Raw genomic sequence first — 18,416 nt, 5'->3', positions numbered from 1 at the left:
ACTTATGCCTAATATGTTCCAACACGGCAAGCTGATTCAAGCTGAGCGGTTTTACTCACCTTTGTAAGGCTCAAAATCCTTGAAAAATGATATAATAATAGCGAATGGAGCTGATAACGATGGATTTACTTGACCCTCGTGTAGATTTTGTATTCAAACGGATATTTGGCAGCGAGAACAATAAGGATGTGCTACTGGCGTATTTTCACCGAAGCTGGCGAGCCGCCGCTGACTGAGATCATCCTGATGAATCCCTATACGAATAAAGATGATCCGCTCGACAAACAGTCCATCTTTGATGTTTACGCCAAGACCTCTGAAGGTAAACTAATTGATATAGAAATGCAGCTTTTTAATAAGGTATGATATTGAGAAACGAACGCTGTTTTATTGGTCCAAACGATATGCGAGTCAACTCAGCGAGGGCGATAAGTACCGAGAACTGAAGAAATGCGTGACGATCAACATTTTAAACTATTCGTTCTTGAAGAATGAGCAATATCATAACATATTTCATTTGCGGGAAGACCGGACAGGGATATCCTTGGTTGATGACATTGAGGTTCATTTTTGGAATTGCCTAAGCTGGATGAGCATAGCGTTCCGTCTGAAGGCGGATTGATCAATTGGCTGTTGTTTCTAAAAAGTGCCGATACTTCATATTGGGAGGTGCTGAAGATGAATGAGCCAGGTTTGGAGAAGGCGATGGACACCCTGCAATATTTGAGTCAGGATTCGGATGCCAGACGATTGTATGAGGCCAGACAGAAGTATCTGCATGATGAGGCATCTATGCTGGAAAGTGCAGAAATGGAAGGTGTTAAGAAAGTGGCCAAGAATATGCTCGAAATGAATATGGATATAACGACCATTGTGAAGGCCACTGGATTAACGGAACAGGAAATCAAAGATTTGAGCAAGAATAGTTAAGGGTATTTCTATATCGAATTAAAAGACATACTGAATTTAATTCTCTTTTAATTGACAACATAGCTGTCGATGAACTTCTTGATCTCAGGAAGATTTTGGATGGAGATGTGGTCCTGAAAGCCAGAAAGCAGTTGTCGCAGACTTTCCTCTGTGATGGTTGCTTTTTCTTTTACATGCTGAACCTCAAAGATGACTGAGCCATCCGTGCTTGTACACATAGAGTCTGTAAAATAAATTGTGTACTCACCCACGCTTATTTCCAATTTCACTTAAATCAGTCTTGTGATTTTTTGTGAAGTACGTAATGTATAGAATGAAGAGTGTTGAAATGAATTCCGAGGGGGAGCTATGTATCAAAAGGGGGCAATATCGTGAGGCCATCGGAATCGGCCTGATTTTTTCACTTTCTATTGTGTTGTTTGTTACTATTTATTCCCAAACGATACCGAATCAGGACATACCGCCTGCGAAGCGGGGAGTACTGGATTTGTCGAATTGGGATTTCCATAAGCAGGGATGGGTCAACCTGGATGGAGAGTGGGAATTTTATGAAGGTGAATTACTGGAGCCTGCCGATTTTCGCCAAGGGACGCGTGCGGAGGTCTCATATTTATCCGTACCTGGAACCTGGAAAGGAAAATCAGCGAATGGCGGTATGAACCGAACAGGGTATGGTACGTACCGGTTGAAAGTGCTGATTAAAGATACGGATGAAGTTCTAGGTTTGAAAATAAGGAGTATTCGCCTTTCCCATCGATTGTTCATTAACGGCAAGTTAGAAGGCGAAAGTGGGCGCCCAGCAGCCGATATCAAGGAGCATCAGCCTGGAAATACGCCCTACAGCACGTTTTTTCACACGGATGCCAAAGAAATCGACATTGTAATTCAAGTGTCTAATTACGTATTTGTCACCGGTGGTATTGCTGGCTCGATCCCATTCGGATTGGCAGAAGATGTGACGAAGCTAAACGGTATACAGATCGGCACAGATATCGGAATTATATTGATTCTTGGCATGTTTGGCGTGTATCATCTCAGCTTCTGCCTGCTAGGGCGAAGAGAGAAAACATATTGGCTCAGCGGGCTGTATTTGCTACTGCTTTTATTGGAAAAAGCACTTTTTGGCGAAAAAATTTTACAGAGGGTACTGCCTGGCCTGCCTTTTGATATTGCTTACAAGCTGCTGGATTTAAGCGAATTTGTCGGCGCTGTGGTGCTCATCCTGTTTTTCAGTTCAGTTGAAGCACGCCTCATGTCGTCTCGGATGATGAAGCTGATACTGGCTCCGTTAGCCCTATATATTACGGCGGTTGTCGCGCTGCCTTACCCTGTGCATATCCAGGGAAAATACGTTTTCTTTTTTTACTTAATCATCGTTTTCCTATACATTATTGGCAGAATGGCGTATCTGTACATTCAAAGCCAAGGCGGTTCATCCGATCGGAAGGAATTAATGCTTTTTATTGGCGGAAGCGTTTCGATGATGATCTTTTTGGTGGACGGAAGCCTCTATTCGGAAAATATGGTTTCGACCGATCTGGTGGGAAAACTCGGAGTAGTTTGTTTCATCATCATCATGAATATTCTGCTCGTGGTTCGATTCTCGAATGCTTATGAGAAGACGGAGCTACTTTCCTATCAATTGATGGTTTCCAATCAGCTCAAGGACGAGTTTTTGATGAACACGTCCCACGAGCTCAAGACTCCACTGCATGGCATCCTGAATATGACGTCTTATTTGCTGGATGATGAGGAAAAAAATCTGTCGCTGAAGCAAAAACGGAATCTTTCGCTGATCAAGGATACATCTATCAAGCTGTCCATGCTCATTCACGATTTAGTCGATGTTACCCGTTTGAGGCACGGGGAACTGAGTCTGCATCCGGCCGCTGTGGATGCCAGAATGGTAACACAGATTGTATTTGATGTACTACAATTTGAGCTTTTGGGTAAAGCTGTGCAACTGGATAATCAAGTCGATCCCGACGTCTGGGTACAAGCGGACGAGAATCGTCTGCGTCAAGTTATGTACAATTTGGTTAGCAATGCCATTAAGCATACAGACAAAGGGTCGATCAAGGTGGTATCAAGGGTTGCCCCGGGAACCGTAACAATTTCCGTCGAGGATACCGGAACAGGGATTTCCAAGGATAAGCATGCTGTGATTTTCGAATATTTTGAGCAGCTTGATGGGCCGCTGCCGAAGGATGGATATACAGGAATGGGCGTTGGTTTGTACATTAGCCGCAAGTTGGTCGAACGGATGGGTGGAGAAATTCGGGTGGATTGGTCGGAGGTCGGTCAAGGCACGCGCATGACGTTTACATTGCCAAGCGCCGTCGAAGTACCGGCTCATCGTGAAACGGCATATGCGTTGGAAGAGCAGCAGCGATATACCGATAAGGATCAGGAACTGAATATTTGGAATGGACACAAGCATACCGTCATGATTGTTGACGATGAAGCATCCAATATCCACACCTTGTTGAATATTTTGAAACGGCATCGCTACAATGTCGTCACCGCTTTCTCAGCAAAAGAAGCATTGGAGAAAATAGAAGAGTACCCCCAAATTGATCTTGTCATTCTCGATGTGATGATGCCGGGGATCTCAGGCATTGAGTTGTGTCAGAGGCTACGCAGCAGCTACTCCATTCTCGACCTGCCCATTTTGTTCGCTACGGTTAAGGATACGCCGCAAGACATCGCGCTTGGCTTCAGGGCCGGGGCGAACGATTATTTGACCAAGCCGTTTGAGGCGGAAACGCTCATTGCCAGAATCCAGACCCTGATCACTGTGAAAACATCACTCCAAGAAGCAATTCGCAATGAGCAAGCGTTCCATCAAGCGCAGATTAAACCGCATTTTCTCTACAACGCCTTGAGCAGTGTTATTTCATTTTGCTATACGGACGGGGAAAAAGCTGCGTACTTATTATCGATGCTCAGTCAGTACTTGCGCTACATCCTGGACATGGATTCTTCCACGCAGTTCGTTCCTCTCTACCAGGAAATGGAGTTGATTCAAGCGTATGTTGAGATTGAAAAAGCCCGTTTCGGAGAGAGGTTCGACTACGACTTCCACTACGATAAACGTATAGAGCATTTGGCAATTCCTCCTTTATGCATCCAGCCTTTTGTCGAGAATGCGATTCGGCACGGTTTGTTCGAGAAGGAAGGACACGGCAAGGTGACGCTTGCGATCAACGAGGAAGACGGCTACATCCAGGTGGTAGTCGAAGACGACGGCGTCGGCATACCGGATGATCTGTTGAACCGCATGTCCACAGGAGATCTGCAAGATTGCGGCATCGGCATCCATAATATCCGCAAGCGTCTGGACTCTCTGCCAGGGTCAACGCTAAACATCAGCTCCGATAGGGGAAGAGGAACTAAAATAACGATGTATTTGCCTGTAAGGAATAACGAAAAGATCGGTTCGGGTAAACGGAGGAGGAGCGAGGTTGTTTAATGCAGTCATTGTGGAGGACGAAATACCGATTTTGAACTTAATGAAATATGTCATCGGGCAAAACCCGTACTTTACGATTATAGGTGCTTTTACAAGCTCGCTTGAGGCGCTGGCCAGCCTTCCTGAGCTTCGGCCGGATGTCGCTTTCCTCGATGTGGAAATGCCCAAGATGAACGGGCTGGAACTGGCGGAAAATATCAACGAAGCGTCGGAGCAGACGAAAATCATCTTCGTGACGGCTTACAAGCATTATGCGCTGGATGCATTCAAGGTTTATGCCTTCGACTATATCTTGAAGCCTGTGACACCCGCGGCGGTCGAGCGGGTTGCAAACCGGCTGGTCAAGCTGCATCGACCTGTCAGCGATGCTGAACAGCGGGTGGGGCTTGCCTCGATTCGGTGCTTCGGAGGATTTGAGGTCCGAAGTAGGGAAGGATCGCTAATCCGCTTTCCGACACGCAAGACGGAGGAGTTATTCGCTTATTTCCTCTGCCATCCGGGTCAGAATCTCAACAAGTGGCGATTGGCGGAATTGCTGTGGCCAGATATGAGCGAGGACCGCGCGTCGCATAATTTGCACAATACGATGTATCGTTTAAAGAAGCTGTTGAAAGAGCAAGAGATCGGCATGGAGATTCAGAAAACGAACGAAGGATACATGCTGGAACCATCGGATCGAACGTACGATGTGCTGGAATATGAGCGGTATGACTTTTCTCTTGCGGGAGGATTTCAGGATGCGGCGCAAGCGGAACATGTATGCTCGCTCTACAAAGGTCCGCTGCTGGATAGAAAAGATTACTTCTGGAAAGCTCCGCTGGAGGAAGTATTCTGCAAACAGTACACAGCGCTTGTACGCAGTTTGATCCAACAGGATCTCGCCAGGGAGGATTGGAAAAAAGCGGAGCAGAGAATTGATGGTTATTTGACCATGTATCCCCTGCAAGAGGAGATGAATCAGACTTTGTTGAGCATCTATGCAAACAGTGGGGACAAGGAGAAAATCGTCAAGCATTACGCGCAGTTCGAGGCTTCTTATCGCAAGGAACTGGGGCTGGAGCCGCCGCAGGAGCTGAGAAGCCAGAAGGCGTCATATTTGGAGTAGGTCGGCAAGTCGATGTATGGGGGTAAAACAGTGGACAAAGTTGTTCTTGTCCGACTGTTTTTGCCGAAAACTGAATACTGGATTAATAAGAAAGTGATTATTCCCAGTTGAACAATCTATTAGGGGATAGTCTCTTTTTTTTCGACAGTATTCGTGGTTTTGTGAGAATTTTGTGAGAACAGTTTGATAGAATGTACTGCAATGGGGGAGGAAATATGGGGCAAGTGAATCATGCGATACTGTTGGGAGTTCTGGCAAATTCGGGGCATCCCCATTCCGCAATGAAGACGGCTTTTTTCCAGCCGATACATGAATCAGGTGTTAGCAAGCAGAATACGGGTTCTCATTTTGTTTTTTTAGACTTGTTTAGATTCAACACTTTAAAATTCATTCTGTGAAACGATCAGGGGGGAACAAAATGTTTAGAAAAGAAAAAATGAAGCTTGCGGCAGTGGTAGCTATTCTATGTATGGTTTCAACTTTGTTAGGTAATTTTAATGTTGCTTCTGCGGCTACTACTGACATATTAAAGAAAGCTTATATTACAAGCTTCAATACTGGCAAGGTTGATGTGGTGGATTTGGAAAGCGGTACGGTGGAATTGGGCAAAATTACGGTCGGGAGTCAGCCCAATAGCGCAGCGTTCAACCCGAACGGTACGCAGGTTTTTGTGACCAACAGAGCGAGTGGAACTGTTTCGGTGATTAATCCGGCTACTGATACAGTGGTCGGCACAATAACAGTAGGCTCACAACCTCACGGAGTAGCCTTTAACTCGGATGGCAGCAAAGCTTATGTAGCTAATATGAGCAGCAACACACTGTCAGTAATCAATACAGCAACGCTTACAGTTACGGGTACAATAAGTGTATTATTAAGTCCTGTAGCCATGGTAGCGGCAGGCCAAAAGCTTTATCTGACTCAGTCTGGCGCTAGCAAAGTAGCAGTCGTGGATTTTACCAACGATACGATTACCAGCCAAATTACGGTGGGAGCCCGCCCGTATGGTCTTTCGGTTAATCCTGCGGGTACCAAGATTTATGTAGCTAATCAATCTAACAATTCAGTTTCTGTCATCAACGTTGTGAACAACACGGTGGAAGCAACTGTCCCTGTGGGCATCAACCCATCGGCTACTGAGGTGTCTCCCGACGGGAGCAGGGTTTACGTGGCTAATAGTGGCTCTGGAACTGCTTCAGTAATCAATACCGCTAGTAATACAGTGGAAAGCACCGTAGCGGTTGGTTCTAATCCCTATGTGGTCGGTATCTCGGCTGATGGCAATAAAGCCTTTACGGTCAATTATAGCAGCAGCAACATGAGCGTAATCAGGACATCCGATAATAAGGTAATTCAGACTATAGCTTTAAGCAGTGGTCCCTTCATGGTCGGTACCTTCATGGTTTCTACGGCTGTGGCTGCTGGCCAGAACCCTCCTGTTTCTTCAGATGCCACACTAAGCTCGCTGAATTTAAGCGGCATTACGCTCGACCAAACGGTAACTGGAAGTGTGTACGCCTATACTGCAACTGTGCCTAACGATGTTTCTGTCACGACAGCTACGTATACAACTACGGATAGCCATGCGACAGCGGCTTTACAGCTTAATGAGGCTCCAGTTAAAAATCCGATTAATCTAAGTGAGGGATCTAATGTCATTAGCATTGTAGTGACTGCACCGGATGGAACAACGAAAAGCTATAAGGTAACTGTTACACGGGCTGGTTCAAATCATGCTGCCTTAAGCTCGCTGAATTTAAGCGGCATTACGCTCGATCAAACGGTAAGTGAAAGTGTGTACGCCTACACCGCAACTGTGCCTAACGATATTTCTGTTACGACAGCTACGTATACAACTACGGATAGCCGCGCGACGGCTGCTTTACAGCTCAATGGGACTCCGGTTAACAATCCGATTAGTCTAAATGTGGGGTCAAATATTATTAGCTTTGTAGTGACTGCACAGGATGGAACGACGAAAAGCTATACGGTCAATGTGACACGGGCTCCCCGGTTGGTGACTGCTATCACGGTGTCGGGCGATAGTGGAACAATGTCCGTTGGAGACTCTCTTCAATTGAAGGCAAATGTAACTCCTGACAATGCAACGGATAAAACCTTTAGCTGGTCGGTAATTGCTGGTACAGGGGAAGCAACGATCAATGCTGATGGTGTACTCGTTGCAACTCATGCTGGTACTATTACAATTCAGGCAGTTGCTCATGATGGATCAGGTGTTGTGGGAACGAAAGTCATTACGATCGACAAACGTTCTTCGAGCCGTGGTGGTAGTTCTACCACAACTGACACTAATCTGACTCCTGTACCTGTACCGACTCCTATACCGGTTACTGCACCTGTACCGGCTCCGGCACCTGATCCTGCAAAGGATGTGTTCAAGTCAGATGTAGTGAAGGGTGACCTCAATGTTATTAAGAACATTGAGACTCGGATTCAGGAAGCTAAAAAAACTCCGGTTACAGCAGCTCTTTCGGACACTAAAGGACACTGGGCTGAAAAGACTATTGATACTTTTGTAAAGCTGCATGTGATTAAAGGGTACAACGATGGTAGTTTCAAGCCGGATGGTAAGATCACACGCGCTGAATTTGCAGTGGTTCTGAGTAGCGTGTTCGATATCAAAGGTGGCAACAATACGAGTGTCTCATTGAAGGACGTTGGCAGCCACTGGGCAAAAGACGCAATCAAGAAACTTGTAGAGGCAGGGGTCATCAGCGGATATGAGGATGGTATGTTCAAGCCGGATAACACGATCACCCGGGAGGAAATGGTTGTTCTTTTATCCCGCATCTTAAACCTTAACAACGTATCGAAGGACACCACCAGAGGCAATTTTGATGACGTGAAGGGTTCTTATGCAGCCAACGAGATCAAGGCTGAAGCACAAGCAGGTATCATCAGCGGCAGAGCAGATGGTAAGTTTGATCCCAAGAGCAGCTCCACACGTGCAGAAGCTCTGCAAATCATCCTGAATGCGCTGAATCTCAACCCGCAATTGAAGACGCTGTTGGATTCACTTAACTAATACCGTTACTACGAATAAAAGGGACAAGTGTATTTTGCACTTGGCTCTTTTGTTTTTAATCGAAAAAGATTAGTCGAATCAAAGTTAGTTCATTCATTCTTTTCCTTAGCAAAGTAGCTTCTCGCACTTATTCATGATAAATTCTAAGAACAATAAAGTGAAGATGTAATCGGGAAGGAACAAGGGTACATGAAAAAGGTTCTATTCATTAATACCGGAGGGACGATCTCTTCCTCCTATCAGGAAAATGGTCTGACGCCGACCCAATCGGCTGAGAATATTCTAGCGGAAATTCCGGAGCTCAAGGAAATTTGCAATATTGATGCCCATAATCTGATGAGCATTGATAGCACGAACACACAACCGGAGGATTGGGCCTCCATCGCCCGAATGGTACATCGTTCCCTCGATCAGTACGACGGCATCGTCATTGCGCATGGTACGGATACGATGGCTTATACGGCTTCGGCTTTGAGCTTCATGTTGGGAACCGTAGACAAGCCAGTCGTGGTGACGGGGTCGCAGGTGTCCATTCTGGCTGAGCACAGTGATTCCAAAAAAAATGTAATCGACTCGTTCCTGACCGCATGTGGCGAGGTAGCGGGTGTATTTGTCGTATTTAACGGCAAAATCATCAACGGCAGCCGCAGCTCCAAAATCAGAACGCGCAGCTATAACGCTTTTGAGAGTATTAACTATCCGTATATCGGCCTCGTGGAAGACGGGAAGGTGGCCTACACAGAGGGCGTATTTGCGAATCGCAGTACAGTTCGCCATCCGTACAATGACGGGTATGCTTCGGAGGTATTTCTGCTCAGACTAATTCCGGGTACGAATCCAGCGATTTTCGATGCCATTCAGGGCTTGGGCTATAAAGGGATCGTGATTGAGGGCTTTGGCATGGGTGGTGTGCCCTTCAAGGAAAGAAGCCTGATCAGCAAAATTGAGGAATTAATGAAGGATGGCATGAGTATCGTCGTGACCACCCAATGTCCTTATGAGGGCGGCGATCTGACGATTTACGAGGTGGGGCAGAAGGTGCTGGAAAAGGGTGTTATTCCGGGTTATGACATGACGACGGAGGCACTTGTAACGAAAATGATGTGGGCATTGGGCCAAACCACTGACCCTGTCGGAGTAGCAAAAATTATGGCCACGAACTATGCGGACGAGGTTTCCTTGCCTACGGATACAGCCTCCCTGTAAGGAAAGCTGTATCCGTAGCAGAAGCCATTGGCATCTGACCGTAAACATGTACAGCTATGAAGCGGCCTGTCGTGATTCTATGGAATGGATGGGGCGGGCTGAAATCGTAGAGCCTGCATCACTCCGCCATTTTGTGAAGGAGCAAATCAGCCACCTCCAGAAGAGGTATGTATACTCATCAAAAAAACATCTGCCTATGGCAGATGCTTTTGCTCGCTATGTCCAGGCCCAGAGAAATCCGTCACGATCCCAGGCAATTTTACCGCCATGAAGCTTGCGAAACGCTTTTTTGATTTCCTTTTCGAGGGATACATGACCGTGTTCGCTTATAAACACATACTGCTCTCCATACTCAGAGCGTACATATGCAATCGCGTCTTCTTGTTTCAAGGTTCCCACTTCACGGATTTGCGCGACCATCCATGCTGCAATTTGCTGTTCTGTTGTAAGGGTATTGTCCATGTGTGGTATCCTTTCCTTCGTTCCATAATACATCAGATTATAGCTAGATTGACCTAGGGTAAGCTAAGTGTTTTTCAATTCGCTCTCCATATAGTATACGCAAACTACGAAATTACCAAATCTGTCGGCAGTAGCTCTGCCCAGAAAAATTTTAAGTAAACAAATTTGTACAGTTGGCGAAGTGGGTTTTATTTTGTATAATTAAGGGAATATTCACGGGAATTTTCTTTTTTTGAATTGAAAACATACTAGTAATCCCTGGGGGTGCCTGATTTGAAGGAAACAACCACGATTCGTGCAGAGCTGGAGCAGTATATCAGACGTGAAGGAATTACGATTAGTAAGTTTGGGGAGAACACGGGTATTAATGCAGGCACGATCAGTGCCATTATCAACGGTAATCGGCCGATTGCGATGTTGCTATTGGATCGAATTGCGGCAGGCATGGGGCTTGAAGAGGGAAGCCTCTATGAGCTGTACATTGAAGAATTTATACGGAATTCAGCACCAAATTGGCGCCGGGTTCGCCCATTTTTGTACCGCTGTGCAGAGCTGAACAAGCTGGATTGTATTGAACAAGTCGTGGAGTTCATGATGGACTATCTGATTTACGCTCCGGCCTTGTTTGAGACGGCAGAAGAATTGTTCAGAGAAGGCAAGTTTGCGGCAGCGGCTATCATCTATAAAAATGTCTCGGAAAGCGAAAAGTATCAGCATTCCGAGCGTCTGGCTCTCTGCCAGTATCGGTTATTTACAATCGCTGTCGGTGATGATCAGGACGAAAATTTGTGGGCCGCCACACACTTTGAAAGCTTTGTAGATCGATTGGGTGAAGTGGATCAACTGGATGGATTAAAAGATTTGGCCAATACTTATGTTTCGCTGCGTCGCTGGGATAAAGTAGACGTGTTAGCTGATAAAATGTGTCGCAGGGCTAAAGTGCAGTATGAGCAAAAATATGGAAAAACCAGAAAAGTAGAGCGTGGCAAGGAAACAAAGGGTCCTTTGTTTATGTATATTGTATACTCTTATGTGCTGCGTGCCGGTATTTGTGACGAACGAGGGGATTACGAGAAGGCTTTGGAATATGTATCCCTGTACGCTGATCTAAGCTGGGTGCAGGAGGATACGGAAGAAGCACGCCGCTTGAAGGCACAGTGTAGTAATTGGGCTGAGGCTAACGGATATCTATATCAGCTTATGTCTGGTAAACTGGACGTTATTCCACAGTATGTGGCCTATCTGGAAAGAAACGAAGGCGAGATTCTGATGGGATTGTTCAAAATCATGCTGGCCGCAAACCGTTATGAATTTAATGTGGACGATGTATTGCAACGTTTCGAGAAGCAAATTGCCGCATTTGCGGATCACCATACCAAGGTAGGCACCTACACGGAGCAAGTGTCAGCGGATCTCTATGCACGATTCCTGGCAGAGCTGGCTTGCTACGATCTCGATAATAAGCGCTATGCGAAAGGTATGAAATTTCTGTTGGAAAGCCTGTCCTATTCCGTGGTGCTGAATGGTAATCCTGTAACGATTAAATGTGTAGGTTTATTTGAGAAATTCCGGCATACTGCCTCGCCTGAGGAGACGGAGGAATATAAAAATTTACTTAGAGAGGTAGATCACTTTAATGATAAAAAAGATCGGTTTTTTTCTGCTCGCGTTTAATTTTTTTATCATACTGAATTCTTCACCCATTGCTCCCCCTGTAGAGGATCCTAGCGGAGCTCACAGTCATGGGATGGGTGGCTGGTCATTTTCATCCCGGGATACTTCTGCTTAAATTAGGATGAGATTTACAAAAAAGGTATTCTCTTGTAGAAGAGGATACCTTTTTTGTTGTGGCGGAACACTCGAATGAACTCTTTTTCCACTAAGGCTTGTATATTTGCGGTTGAGCAGGCGGGAACCATACATGACGCAAATCTACCCACCCCTGGCTGTTGAAGGAAACGCCGCGCACAGAAGGAAGGTATGCTGTCTGGACGGGCTTTTCGTATATAATATGGAGCTGGTGTTCATGAATGAGCCGGGTTTCGATATGCTCGAATTGACACGCCCTGACCGTATGATCCGCTTCCCGTGTAATATCGTGCAGTAGTCTTTCGATATCAACGCGGCTATGCGGCTCGACATGCCCGGATACATTGAGATACAGATCGAACAGGCGCAATTGCTCATCACGGTCACGAAACAGAGAAAAGATGATCAGGTCCGATTCCATACGGATGGAGGAGCTTTTGAATTCATTCATGGATGCAGCCACGATATTACAAGTATATCCGCACGATTCCAGTTGGGCCGCGACCCGGTCTGCATCGGCTCTATACTCGGGAATGGTCGCAATTTGCAACGTTGCGGGTGGGGCATGCGATTCGTCAGATGTATCCATCGGAGGAAGGCTGCGATGATCCAGACACGCCACGATACGGGCACGTACTTCCGGGTTACGTAACGGCCCGTCCTTGTGCGTATTGCATGTAATAAATTTACGCACCGAAGCTGCCGAGTGAATCTGACTCCATGCAGTATCCGTGTTCCCGGCCAATACGGGATTGTGGATAATATGAAAAGGTGAAGCTGTATCTGCGGCATCCGCCGCCGATTCCGGCTTGGCCGCCCATGGGAGCTGAACAATCTCCACCCGGTCGAGATGGGCGCGGCCTTGAAAATAAGGAGCGAATGCCTCCAGTATGCATAAGCTCTCGTTCATCTCCGTGACCTTGAAAGCCCCTGTGCCCACAGGACGGATGCCAAAGGCCGCCTCGCCCACCTGATTCAGCTCACGAGGCACGATGGCGGCACGACTGGTACACAGGAAGGACAGAAACAGCTCATTCGGCTCCTTCAGCTTGAAGCGTACCATCGTCGGACTTAGCGCCTGTACGTGCTCGATTTGTCGAACGATAAAATGGTACAGCCTCCGTCCCGGCGCACGGCTCAGCCGCTCAAAAGTATAAACCACATCCTCGGCGGTCAGTATTTTGCCGTTATGGAACAGTACTTCCTTACGCAAGAAAAAGGTCCATTGCGTACGGGTGGCGTCCACCTCCCAAGCGTGCGCCAGTCCCGGCAAAATCTCACCGCTCTCGTTCGCCCGGCGGGCCAGCCCGTCAAAGACGTGGCTGGATACGAAGGACTCCGCGAGCCAGTTCATATATAGCGGGTCCAGCGTGTATAGCTGCTGGCGAATGGGCAGACGCAACGTATCAATCTGCTGCTGATCGCTGCGAACCTCTGCGTGATGCCCGAAGTAGTTCAGCAGCCAGCCTTGCAAATGCTCCTGCATCGTGGATGAACGCGAATGGGTCCGGATTTCATCCAGTGCGCGTTTGATGTCGTGGCGGTCGATGGCCTGCATCATGGACTGCACTGCAATGTCCTCCGGCTGAATCAGGAAGTGCAGGCTGGAGCGGCGGCCTCTGCCTCGGCGGGGAGTCCACTGTATCCAGTCATGCTTTTCCATTTTCTGAATGATCATCAAGGCATTGCGGTGGGTGCAGTCAAAAATAGCCGCCAGCTCATCCAGCGTAGTCTCTATCGTATGGTTCTCATCCCTGTCGTCAGCGGTGTGCGAGTGAAGCCGTAAAAATTGGGCATGAAGTTTCATAAAATGGTTGCTCCGTTTCCCCTATGGATGATTAAAATGCAGTCGTTTATATAAAATAGGAAATTTTGCGTCGATTAATTTCTCTTTATCTTCTTATTTTATCATCTACAATAAGGGTTATAAAGCATAGTTGTGGAGGTATTTACCATGCATGACAAGATGAGTGGAACGTCTTTGCCGAAACCGTCGTTCCTGTCCGCCTTTGCTGCGGCGATTGTGTTGGCGCTGGTTCATCAATATCTGTTTTACGGGCATGCGCTGGGCGTGTCTCTGCCGATTTTTATCATTCTGTTTTACACCTATATGTATGTCTATAACCGGGATCGTATCCGGCTTGACTCGTGGATGGGGCGACTGCTGTTTATCGTAATTGTGCTGCTGTCGCTGACGTATGCGCTGTTCGATAATCCGGTTCTATATGTGCTAAATGCATTGGCTATACCTGCTCTGATGAGTGTACATATGGTGATGCTGCTCGGGGAGAAGAGGCATAGCTGGTCCGAACCCGGTATCATCGGGCAAGCGTTAAGCCATTTGTTTTATCAAAATCTGCGGCATGTCGTGACTCCGTTTCGGATGTTCAAGACAGCAGCCTTTCGGAATGTAAAGGATGAGCGCAAGCGTGTATTAGGGAAAGTGATGGTCGGTTTGCTGATCGCCCTGCCGCTGCTGTTCATTATTATATCTTTGCTGGCATCAGCGGACGGGATGTTCGAGGAGCTGTTATCGGGTATACCTTCCTGGATTGGAACGCTGTCCTTTGGTAGCGGAATGCTGCGGCTGATCTGGACCTGCTTTTTTACCTTCTGTTTTTTCTGCTATTTGTGGGGATTTGTACAGCCAGCTTTGCGTGATCCGAACCAAGAGGTGCAGTCGTGGCACGGGTTAAGCGAGGGGCCGAAGGGTCAAACCACCGAGAATGATGGTCACTCCTCAATGGTCATCGACAGATCAAGGATACCTTACCCTGAGCCGGTAGCGATCAAATTTGATCCTGTGATTACAGCTACGGTGCTGATTGTTATGAATCTGGTGTATGTTGTATTCGTTGTATTGCAGTTCGGATATCTGTTTGGTGCATGGGAAGGTGCCCTGCCAGAAGGAACCTCGTATGCAGAATATGCGAGAAGGGGCTTCGGGGAGCTGGTTATGGTGACAGGTATCAACTTTGTCCTGATGATCAGTGTGTTAAAGTGGACTGAATTCGACTCAAATATATTGCAAAAAATGAACAACAGCCTGCTATATGTACTCGTGGGCTGCTCGGGTGTGATGCTGTATTCAGGCTATACCCGGCTGGTCATGTACGAAGAGGCCTACGGATATACGTACACCCGTTATCTGGTACACGCGTTTATGATTTTTCTGGGCCTGCTGCTGCTCATTGCAGCCGTGCGCATTCATGTCCGTCAGCTTCCGCTGGCGAAATATTATATTGTACTCGCTTTGGTAGCGTATCTCGTCGTGAATTATGTGGGGATTGATGTACGGATTGCCGAAAATAATCTCGAACGGTATCGCACGACCTCGGTGATCGATAAGGAATATTTGAGTGGGCTATCGGCGGATGCTATTCCGCTGCTGATTGAATTTAGCCGCAAGGAAAACGGAGCGATGGATGAGTTTCTGCAAGGTCGCCTGGTGAGCATGACGAGGGAAGAAACGGCATGGCCTGCGTTCAATTGGGCCGAATATCGGGCACAGCGCAAGCTGCACGACTATATTTTGGAATGAGAGGTGCTTGGGAATGATCGGAACAGATGCAGTGCAGGGTATGGTGTTGGAGCTAGAAAATGAAATGTCACAGTATCAGCATCAGTTTGTTGTAAGAAGGAACGCTTTTCTCACGGAGGCTATGTATCTCGGCTTGAGTGAGGGGGAGGCCCGCTCTTATGCTATTCAGAGCATCGGTCCGGTCGTTCCCGTCACGTGTATGCCCACACTGGCTCCCGGCAAAACCCGGCCGCTCAGTCCGATGCTGGAAGCACGCTACCGTTATGCCGGGTACTGGCAGGACATGGGAGAGCATATGCTCTTGCCGGATGATGTGCTGCGGATCTCAAGCACAGAGCGGTTTCGCAGTTGGATCAGCGATATGCGGAATTATTGGGTTGAATCGGCCCCGTATCGATTTGGGGATGATCGTCTTTCGCTCCTCTCTGTCGCCAATGAAGAGGAAGGTCACTTTTCCATGCTGGTCTGGAAGGAGCACGGTGAGGAACCAGAGGTGTGGACCTACGCTTCGCAGCATGAATACCGATTCAGTCATTTGCTCCACTGGTTCAAGTGGCTGAACGGGCGGAGTGAAGAATGAGAGGTACGTACAGATCACTACAAAAAATCGTATATCTGACTTTTTTGAAGCCGGAATTGACCGACAAGTACGCTTTGACACAGATGTCGAAGTGTATTTGCATATCTCACCTCCAGTTATTGAAAAATGGAGATTCACAGTTTACGAGACTGAGAATCTCCAGGCTAACGTATATCATGTGAGAAAATGGTCCTGAATCCATTTTATTTTTAAAAAATAATTAAGTGTTGATCGTAATCGTTGGTGCTGAAATGGCTGGCTGAGTCGTAATGGATGAGACCGTATTCCCAAAGCTGGCTACAGCCAGGGTGACGGGAATACCTACGGAAATATCAGTAGTTGCCAAAACTAGACTCGCGGGTGTCAAAGTGGATAAAGAAGCCTGCTGCAAAACACCATTTACATATACATTGAAATAATCGTCTGCGGTAAGGGTAGGTAAAGCTACGACTGGAGCATTAGCATCATCGACAAAGCTTGCGGCGAGAAGTGTTGTAACTCCTCCGGCAATATCACCAGCGGTTACAGTTGCAAAAAAGTTTGTAGTCACTGGGCTTACAGTAGTGGTGACTACGCCTCCGCTTGCGACCGGTGCAGTTGCAACGGCGGTATAAACAGGTTTAATAACGGGCATGTTGTTGCCTCCATTCTAAAATTGGGAAAATTTATTTTTTGAAAACTACAGGGGATTCAGTCCCACTTTCAGTAAATTCAGAAAGAAAAATATTGTAACGGCGAAATGGAAGTAAGATTAATAGATAAATTAAAATTGATGTTTTTTGGGGAAAAATTTAAGGAGGTCATCTGTCCAATCAGGTTCGTTTAGATTCCATAAGATAATGAAACTGTACTTAATTATGGAGGTGTCAGTATTGGGAAATTTATTGTTGCGTAAAAGATATCGCTTGACCAAGGTGACAAGGATAGCAAAGAAAGAAAGAGATCGAAAGATGAGATCATTGCGTTGTACGCCCATTTATCGTACAGGAACGAGCTGCGTTTGTAACAAAAAGAGAAATAAACGTATTTATAGACAGGGCAGAAGAAGAGGGAGAACATGCGCTTATAGACATCATTTGCACGCTGAGCGGGTGCCCTCAGGTTTATCAAGTAAAAAAATCTGTTTTATGAAATTCAAAGGTCAACGAAGACTGCGAGTCGAACAGGAGCCTCAAGGAAAATCAGGAGGAGCAGTTCAAGGGGCGCAGGGATTAAGGGGGGCCGATGGTAATGCTGGGCATCAAGGCATACAAGGTCCGGCAGGGCCCCAGGGCATTCCGGGTAGTGTTGGACCCCGGGGCCAGGCGGGCGCTATAGGCCCCCAAGGTGAACAGGGTCTTCAGGGGGTTCCAGGGATTCAAGGCTTGCAAGGAGAGGCTGGGCCACAGGGAGAGCAGGGACCACCGCTTAATTTGGATGAGATCACGGTTGTGCCTGAGGTACAGCGATATTTCTATTTTGCCGATTCAGATCTGACGGGTACGGTTCAAATCCCTATTTCCCAGTTTACGAATGATGATGGAAAGATGGTAAGTCAGCTTCCAAAATTGGGTGCGAACAGTTACACGAATTTGTATATTAATGGGGTACTGCAGGAAAGCAGGTTGTACCAGATAAGTAGTACCACATTGACTGTTGAATTGGAAGAAGCTCTTGTAATTGCGGGTACGCCGTTTATTTTCGAGGTTTTTCAATTTACATTACAAATGGCGAACTGAGCAAAATTATAAATGGGGTATTATTAGACCAGACCGTGTATCTCCTGTTGAAGAGGTTACATTATCTGATTATTACGAAGCCTATACTACTGCCGATGTAACTTCTTCAGCAGGTACCGTTTCTTTTCCAATTCACGCCATGTGATGATAAATATTTCTTTATCCAAAGCATGTATGCCTATTTTGGGTGTATTGAGTCTTTTGAATAAGGAGGTTTTTTCTTGGATCGTGTAGGAATGGTCAGGGACTTGGATAGCTTAGGTCGGATTGTCATCCCTGTGGATATAAGGAGGCGTCTAGGGATTGGAAAGCACACAGTCATGGAATTTTGGATGACGGATAGTGGCTTGATTATGCGACGATACGCGGGGGAGGCCTGTATTTTATGTGGAAATCTCCAACATATTACATATTTTAAAAGTACTTGGATCTGTATCTTCTGTATGAATGAACTGAAAAATAAACGATAAAGCTGGCAATCAGATGATTTGGCATGTATGTTACAATAAAAGGGCGAGCGACCCACCACAAGTTTCTCGTCCAGTCG

12 protein-coding genes and 1 pseudogene are annotated in these 18,416 nt (G+C 46.7%); 9 read left to right on the top strand and 4 right to left on the bottom strand.

Features of this window, described 5'->3' with window-relative positions; translation table 11 throughout:
- The first annotated feature begins 104 nt into the window (after positions 1-104).
- Positions 105-930, top strand: a pseudogene (locus tag NST83_RS24530) (Rpn family recombination-promoting nuclease/putative transposase).
- A gap of 47 nt (positions 931-977) precedes the next feature.
- Here NST83_RS24530 and NST83_RS24525 read toward each other — a convergent pair.
- On the bottom strand, positions 978-1,181 hold the full coding sequence (locus NST83_RS24525) for a hypothetical protein (protein ID WP_342415999.1): 204 nt from the start codon (positions 1,179-1,181) through the stop codon (positions 978-980).
- Between the two features lie 77 nt (positions 1,182-1,258).
- Between NST83_RS24525 and NST83_RS24520 the strand changes: the two genes are divergently transcribed.
- From NST83_RS24520 to NST83_RS24505, 4 genes are all read left to right on the top strand, one after another.
- Positions 1,259-4,402, top strand: a complete 3,144-nt coding sequence (locus NST83_RS24520) for an ATP-binding protein (protein ID WP_342415998.1) — start codon at positions 1,259-1,261, stop codon at positions 4,400-4,402.
- Complete coding sequence (locus NST83_RS24515; RefSeq protein WP_342415997.1) at positions 4,395-5,507, top strand: response regulator; 1,113 nt, start codon at positions 4,395-4,397, stop codon at positions 5,505-5,507. Before NST83_RS24520 ends, NST83_RS24515 begins: the two co-directional genes overlap by 8 nt.
- Positions 5,508-5,925: 418 nt before the next feature.
- Positions 5,926-8,553 carry an S-layer homology domain-containing protein gene (locus NST83_RS24510; protein ID WP_342415996.1) on the top strand — a complete coding sequence of 876 codons (2,628 nt, stop codon included), beginning with the start codon at positions 5,926-5,928 and terminating at the stop codon, positions 8,551-8,553.
- Between the two features lie 189 nt (positions 8,554-8,742).
- The gene (locus NST83_RS24505) at positions 8,743-9,759 is read left to right on the top strand and encodes an asparaginase (RefSeq protein WP_342415995.1); all 1,017 of its coding nucleotides are present in this window, start codon (positions 8,743-8,745) and stop codon (positions 9,757-9,759) included.
- A gap of 216 nt (positions 9,760-9,975) precedes the next feature.
- On the opposite strand, the gene NST83_RS24500 is transcribed toward NST83_RS24505, so the two are convergent.
- On the bottom strand, positions 9,976-10,221 hold the full coding sequence (locus NST83_RS24500) for a hypothetical protein (protein WP_137060821.1): 246 nt from the start codon (positions 10,219-10,221) through the stop codon (positions 9,976-9,978).
- A 273-nt stretch (positions 10,222-10,494) separates the two neighbouring features.
- On the opposite strand from NST83_RS24500, the gene NST83_RS24495 reads away from it, so the two are divergent.
- On the top strand, positions 10,495-11,895 hold the full coding sequence (locus NST83_RS24495; protein WP_342415994.1) for a transcriptional regulator: 1,401 nt from the start codon (positions 10,495-10,497) through the stop codon (positions 11,893-11,895).
- A 205-nt stretch (positions 11,896-12,100) separates the two neighbouring features.
- On the opposite strand, the gene NST83_RS24490 is transcribed toward NST83_RS24495, so the two are convergent.
- Entirely contained in the window at positions 12,101-13,837 is a 1,737-nt protein-coding gene (locus NST83_RS24490; protein WP_342415993.1) for an ABC transporter substrate-binding protein, read from the bottom strand.
- A gap of 147 nt (positions 13,838-13,984) precedes the next feature.
- On the opposite strand from NST83_RS24490, the gene NST83_RS24485 reads away from it, so the two are divergent.
- Positions 13,985-15,571 (top strand): DUF4173 domain-containing protein, encoded by a 1,587-nt coding sequence (locus NST83_RS24485; RefSeq protein WP_342415992.1) that lies wholly within the window; start codon positions 13,985-13,987, stop codon positions 15,569-15,571.
- 13 nt (positions 15,572-15,584) lie between these two features.
- Positions 15,585-16,151, top strand: coding sequence for a hypothetical protein (locus NST83_RS24480; protein WP_342415991.1), 567 nt, complete (start codon positions 15,585-15,587; stop codon positions 16,149-16,151).
- Between the two features lie 220 nt (positions 16,152-16,371).
- On the opposite strand, the gene NST83_RS24475 is transcribed toward NST83_RS24480, so the two are convergent.
- Positions 16,372-16,785: a DUF4183 domain-containing protein gene (locus NST83_RS24475; RefSeq protein ID WP_342415990.1), complete on the bottom strand. Its 414-nt coding sequence runs from the start codon at positions 16,783-16,785 to the stop codon at positions 16,372-16,374.
- 493 nt (positions 16,786-17,278) lie between these two features.
- Here NST83_RS24475 and NST83_RS24470 point away from each other — a divergent pair, with 493 nt between their 5' ends.
- Positions 17,279-17,869 carry a DUF4183 domain-containing protein gene (locus NST83_RS24470; protein WP_342415989.1) on the top strand — a complete coding sequence of 197 codons (591 nt, stop codon included), beginning with the start codon at positions 17,279-17,281 and terminating at the stop codon, positions 17,867-17,869.
- The last annotated feature ends 547 nt before the right edge of the window (positions 17,870-18,416 follow it).

The organism is Paenibacillus sp. FSL R10-2782 (assembly GCF_038592985.1).
GTDB classification, from domain to species: Bacteria; Bacillota; Bacilli; order Paenibacillales; family Paenibacillaceae; genus Paenibacillus; species Paenibacillus terrae_C.
This window is presented reverse-complemented; position numbering and strand designations above follow the sequence as displayed.

Excerpts from the sequence above, each read along its gene's own strand:
- NST83_RS24520 (WP_342415998.1), top strand. The coding sequence starts at position 1,259 with ATGAATTCCGAGGGGGAGCTATGTATCAAAAGGGGGCAATATCGTGAG.
- NST83_RS24510 (WP_342415996.1), top strand. The coding sequence starts at position 5,926 with ATGTTTAGAAAAGAAAAAATGAAGCTTGCGGCAGTGGTAGCTATTCTA.
- NST83_RS24505 (WP_342415995.1), top strand. The coding sequence starts at position 8,743 with ATGAAAAAGGTTCTATTCATTAATACCGGAGGGACGATCTCTTCCTCC.
- NST83_RS24500 (WP_137060821.1), bottom strand. The coding sequence starts at position 10,221 with ATGGACAATACCCTTACAACAGAACAGCAAATTGCAGCATGGATGGTC.
- NST83_RS24490 (WP_342415993.1), bottom strand. The coding sequence starts at position 13,837 with ATGAAACTTCATGCCCAATTTTTACGGCTTCACTCGCACACCGCTGAC.
- NST83_RS24485 (WP_342415992.1), top strand. The coding sequence starts at position 13,985 with ATGCATGACAAGATGAGTGGAACGTCTTTGCCGAAACCGTCGTTCCTG.
- NST83_RS24480 (WP_342415991.1), top strand. The coding sequence starts at position 15,585 with ATGATCGGAACAGATGCAGTGCAGGGTATGGTGTTGGAGCTAGAAAAT.
- NST83_RS24475 (WP_342415990.1), bottom strand. The coding sequence starts at position 16,785 with ATGCCCGTTATTAAACCTGTTTATACCGCCGTTGCAACTGCACCGGTC.
- NST83_RS24470 (WP_342415989.1), top strand. The coding sequence starts at position 17,279 with ATGAAATTCAAAGGTCAACGAAGACTGCGAGTCGAACAGGAGCCTCAA.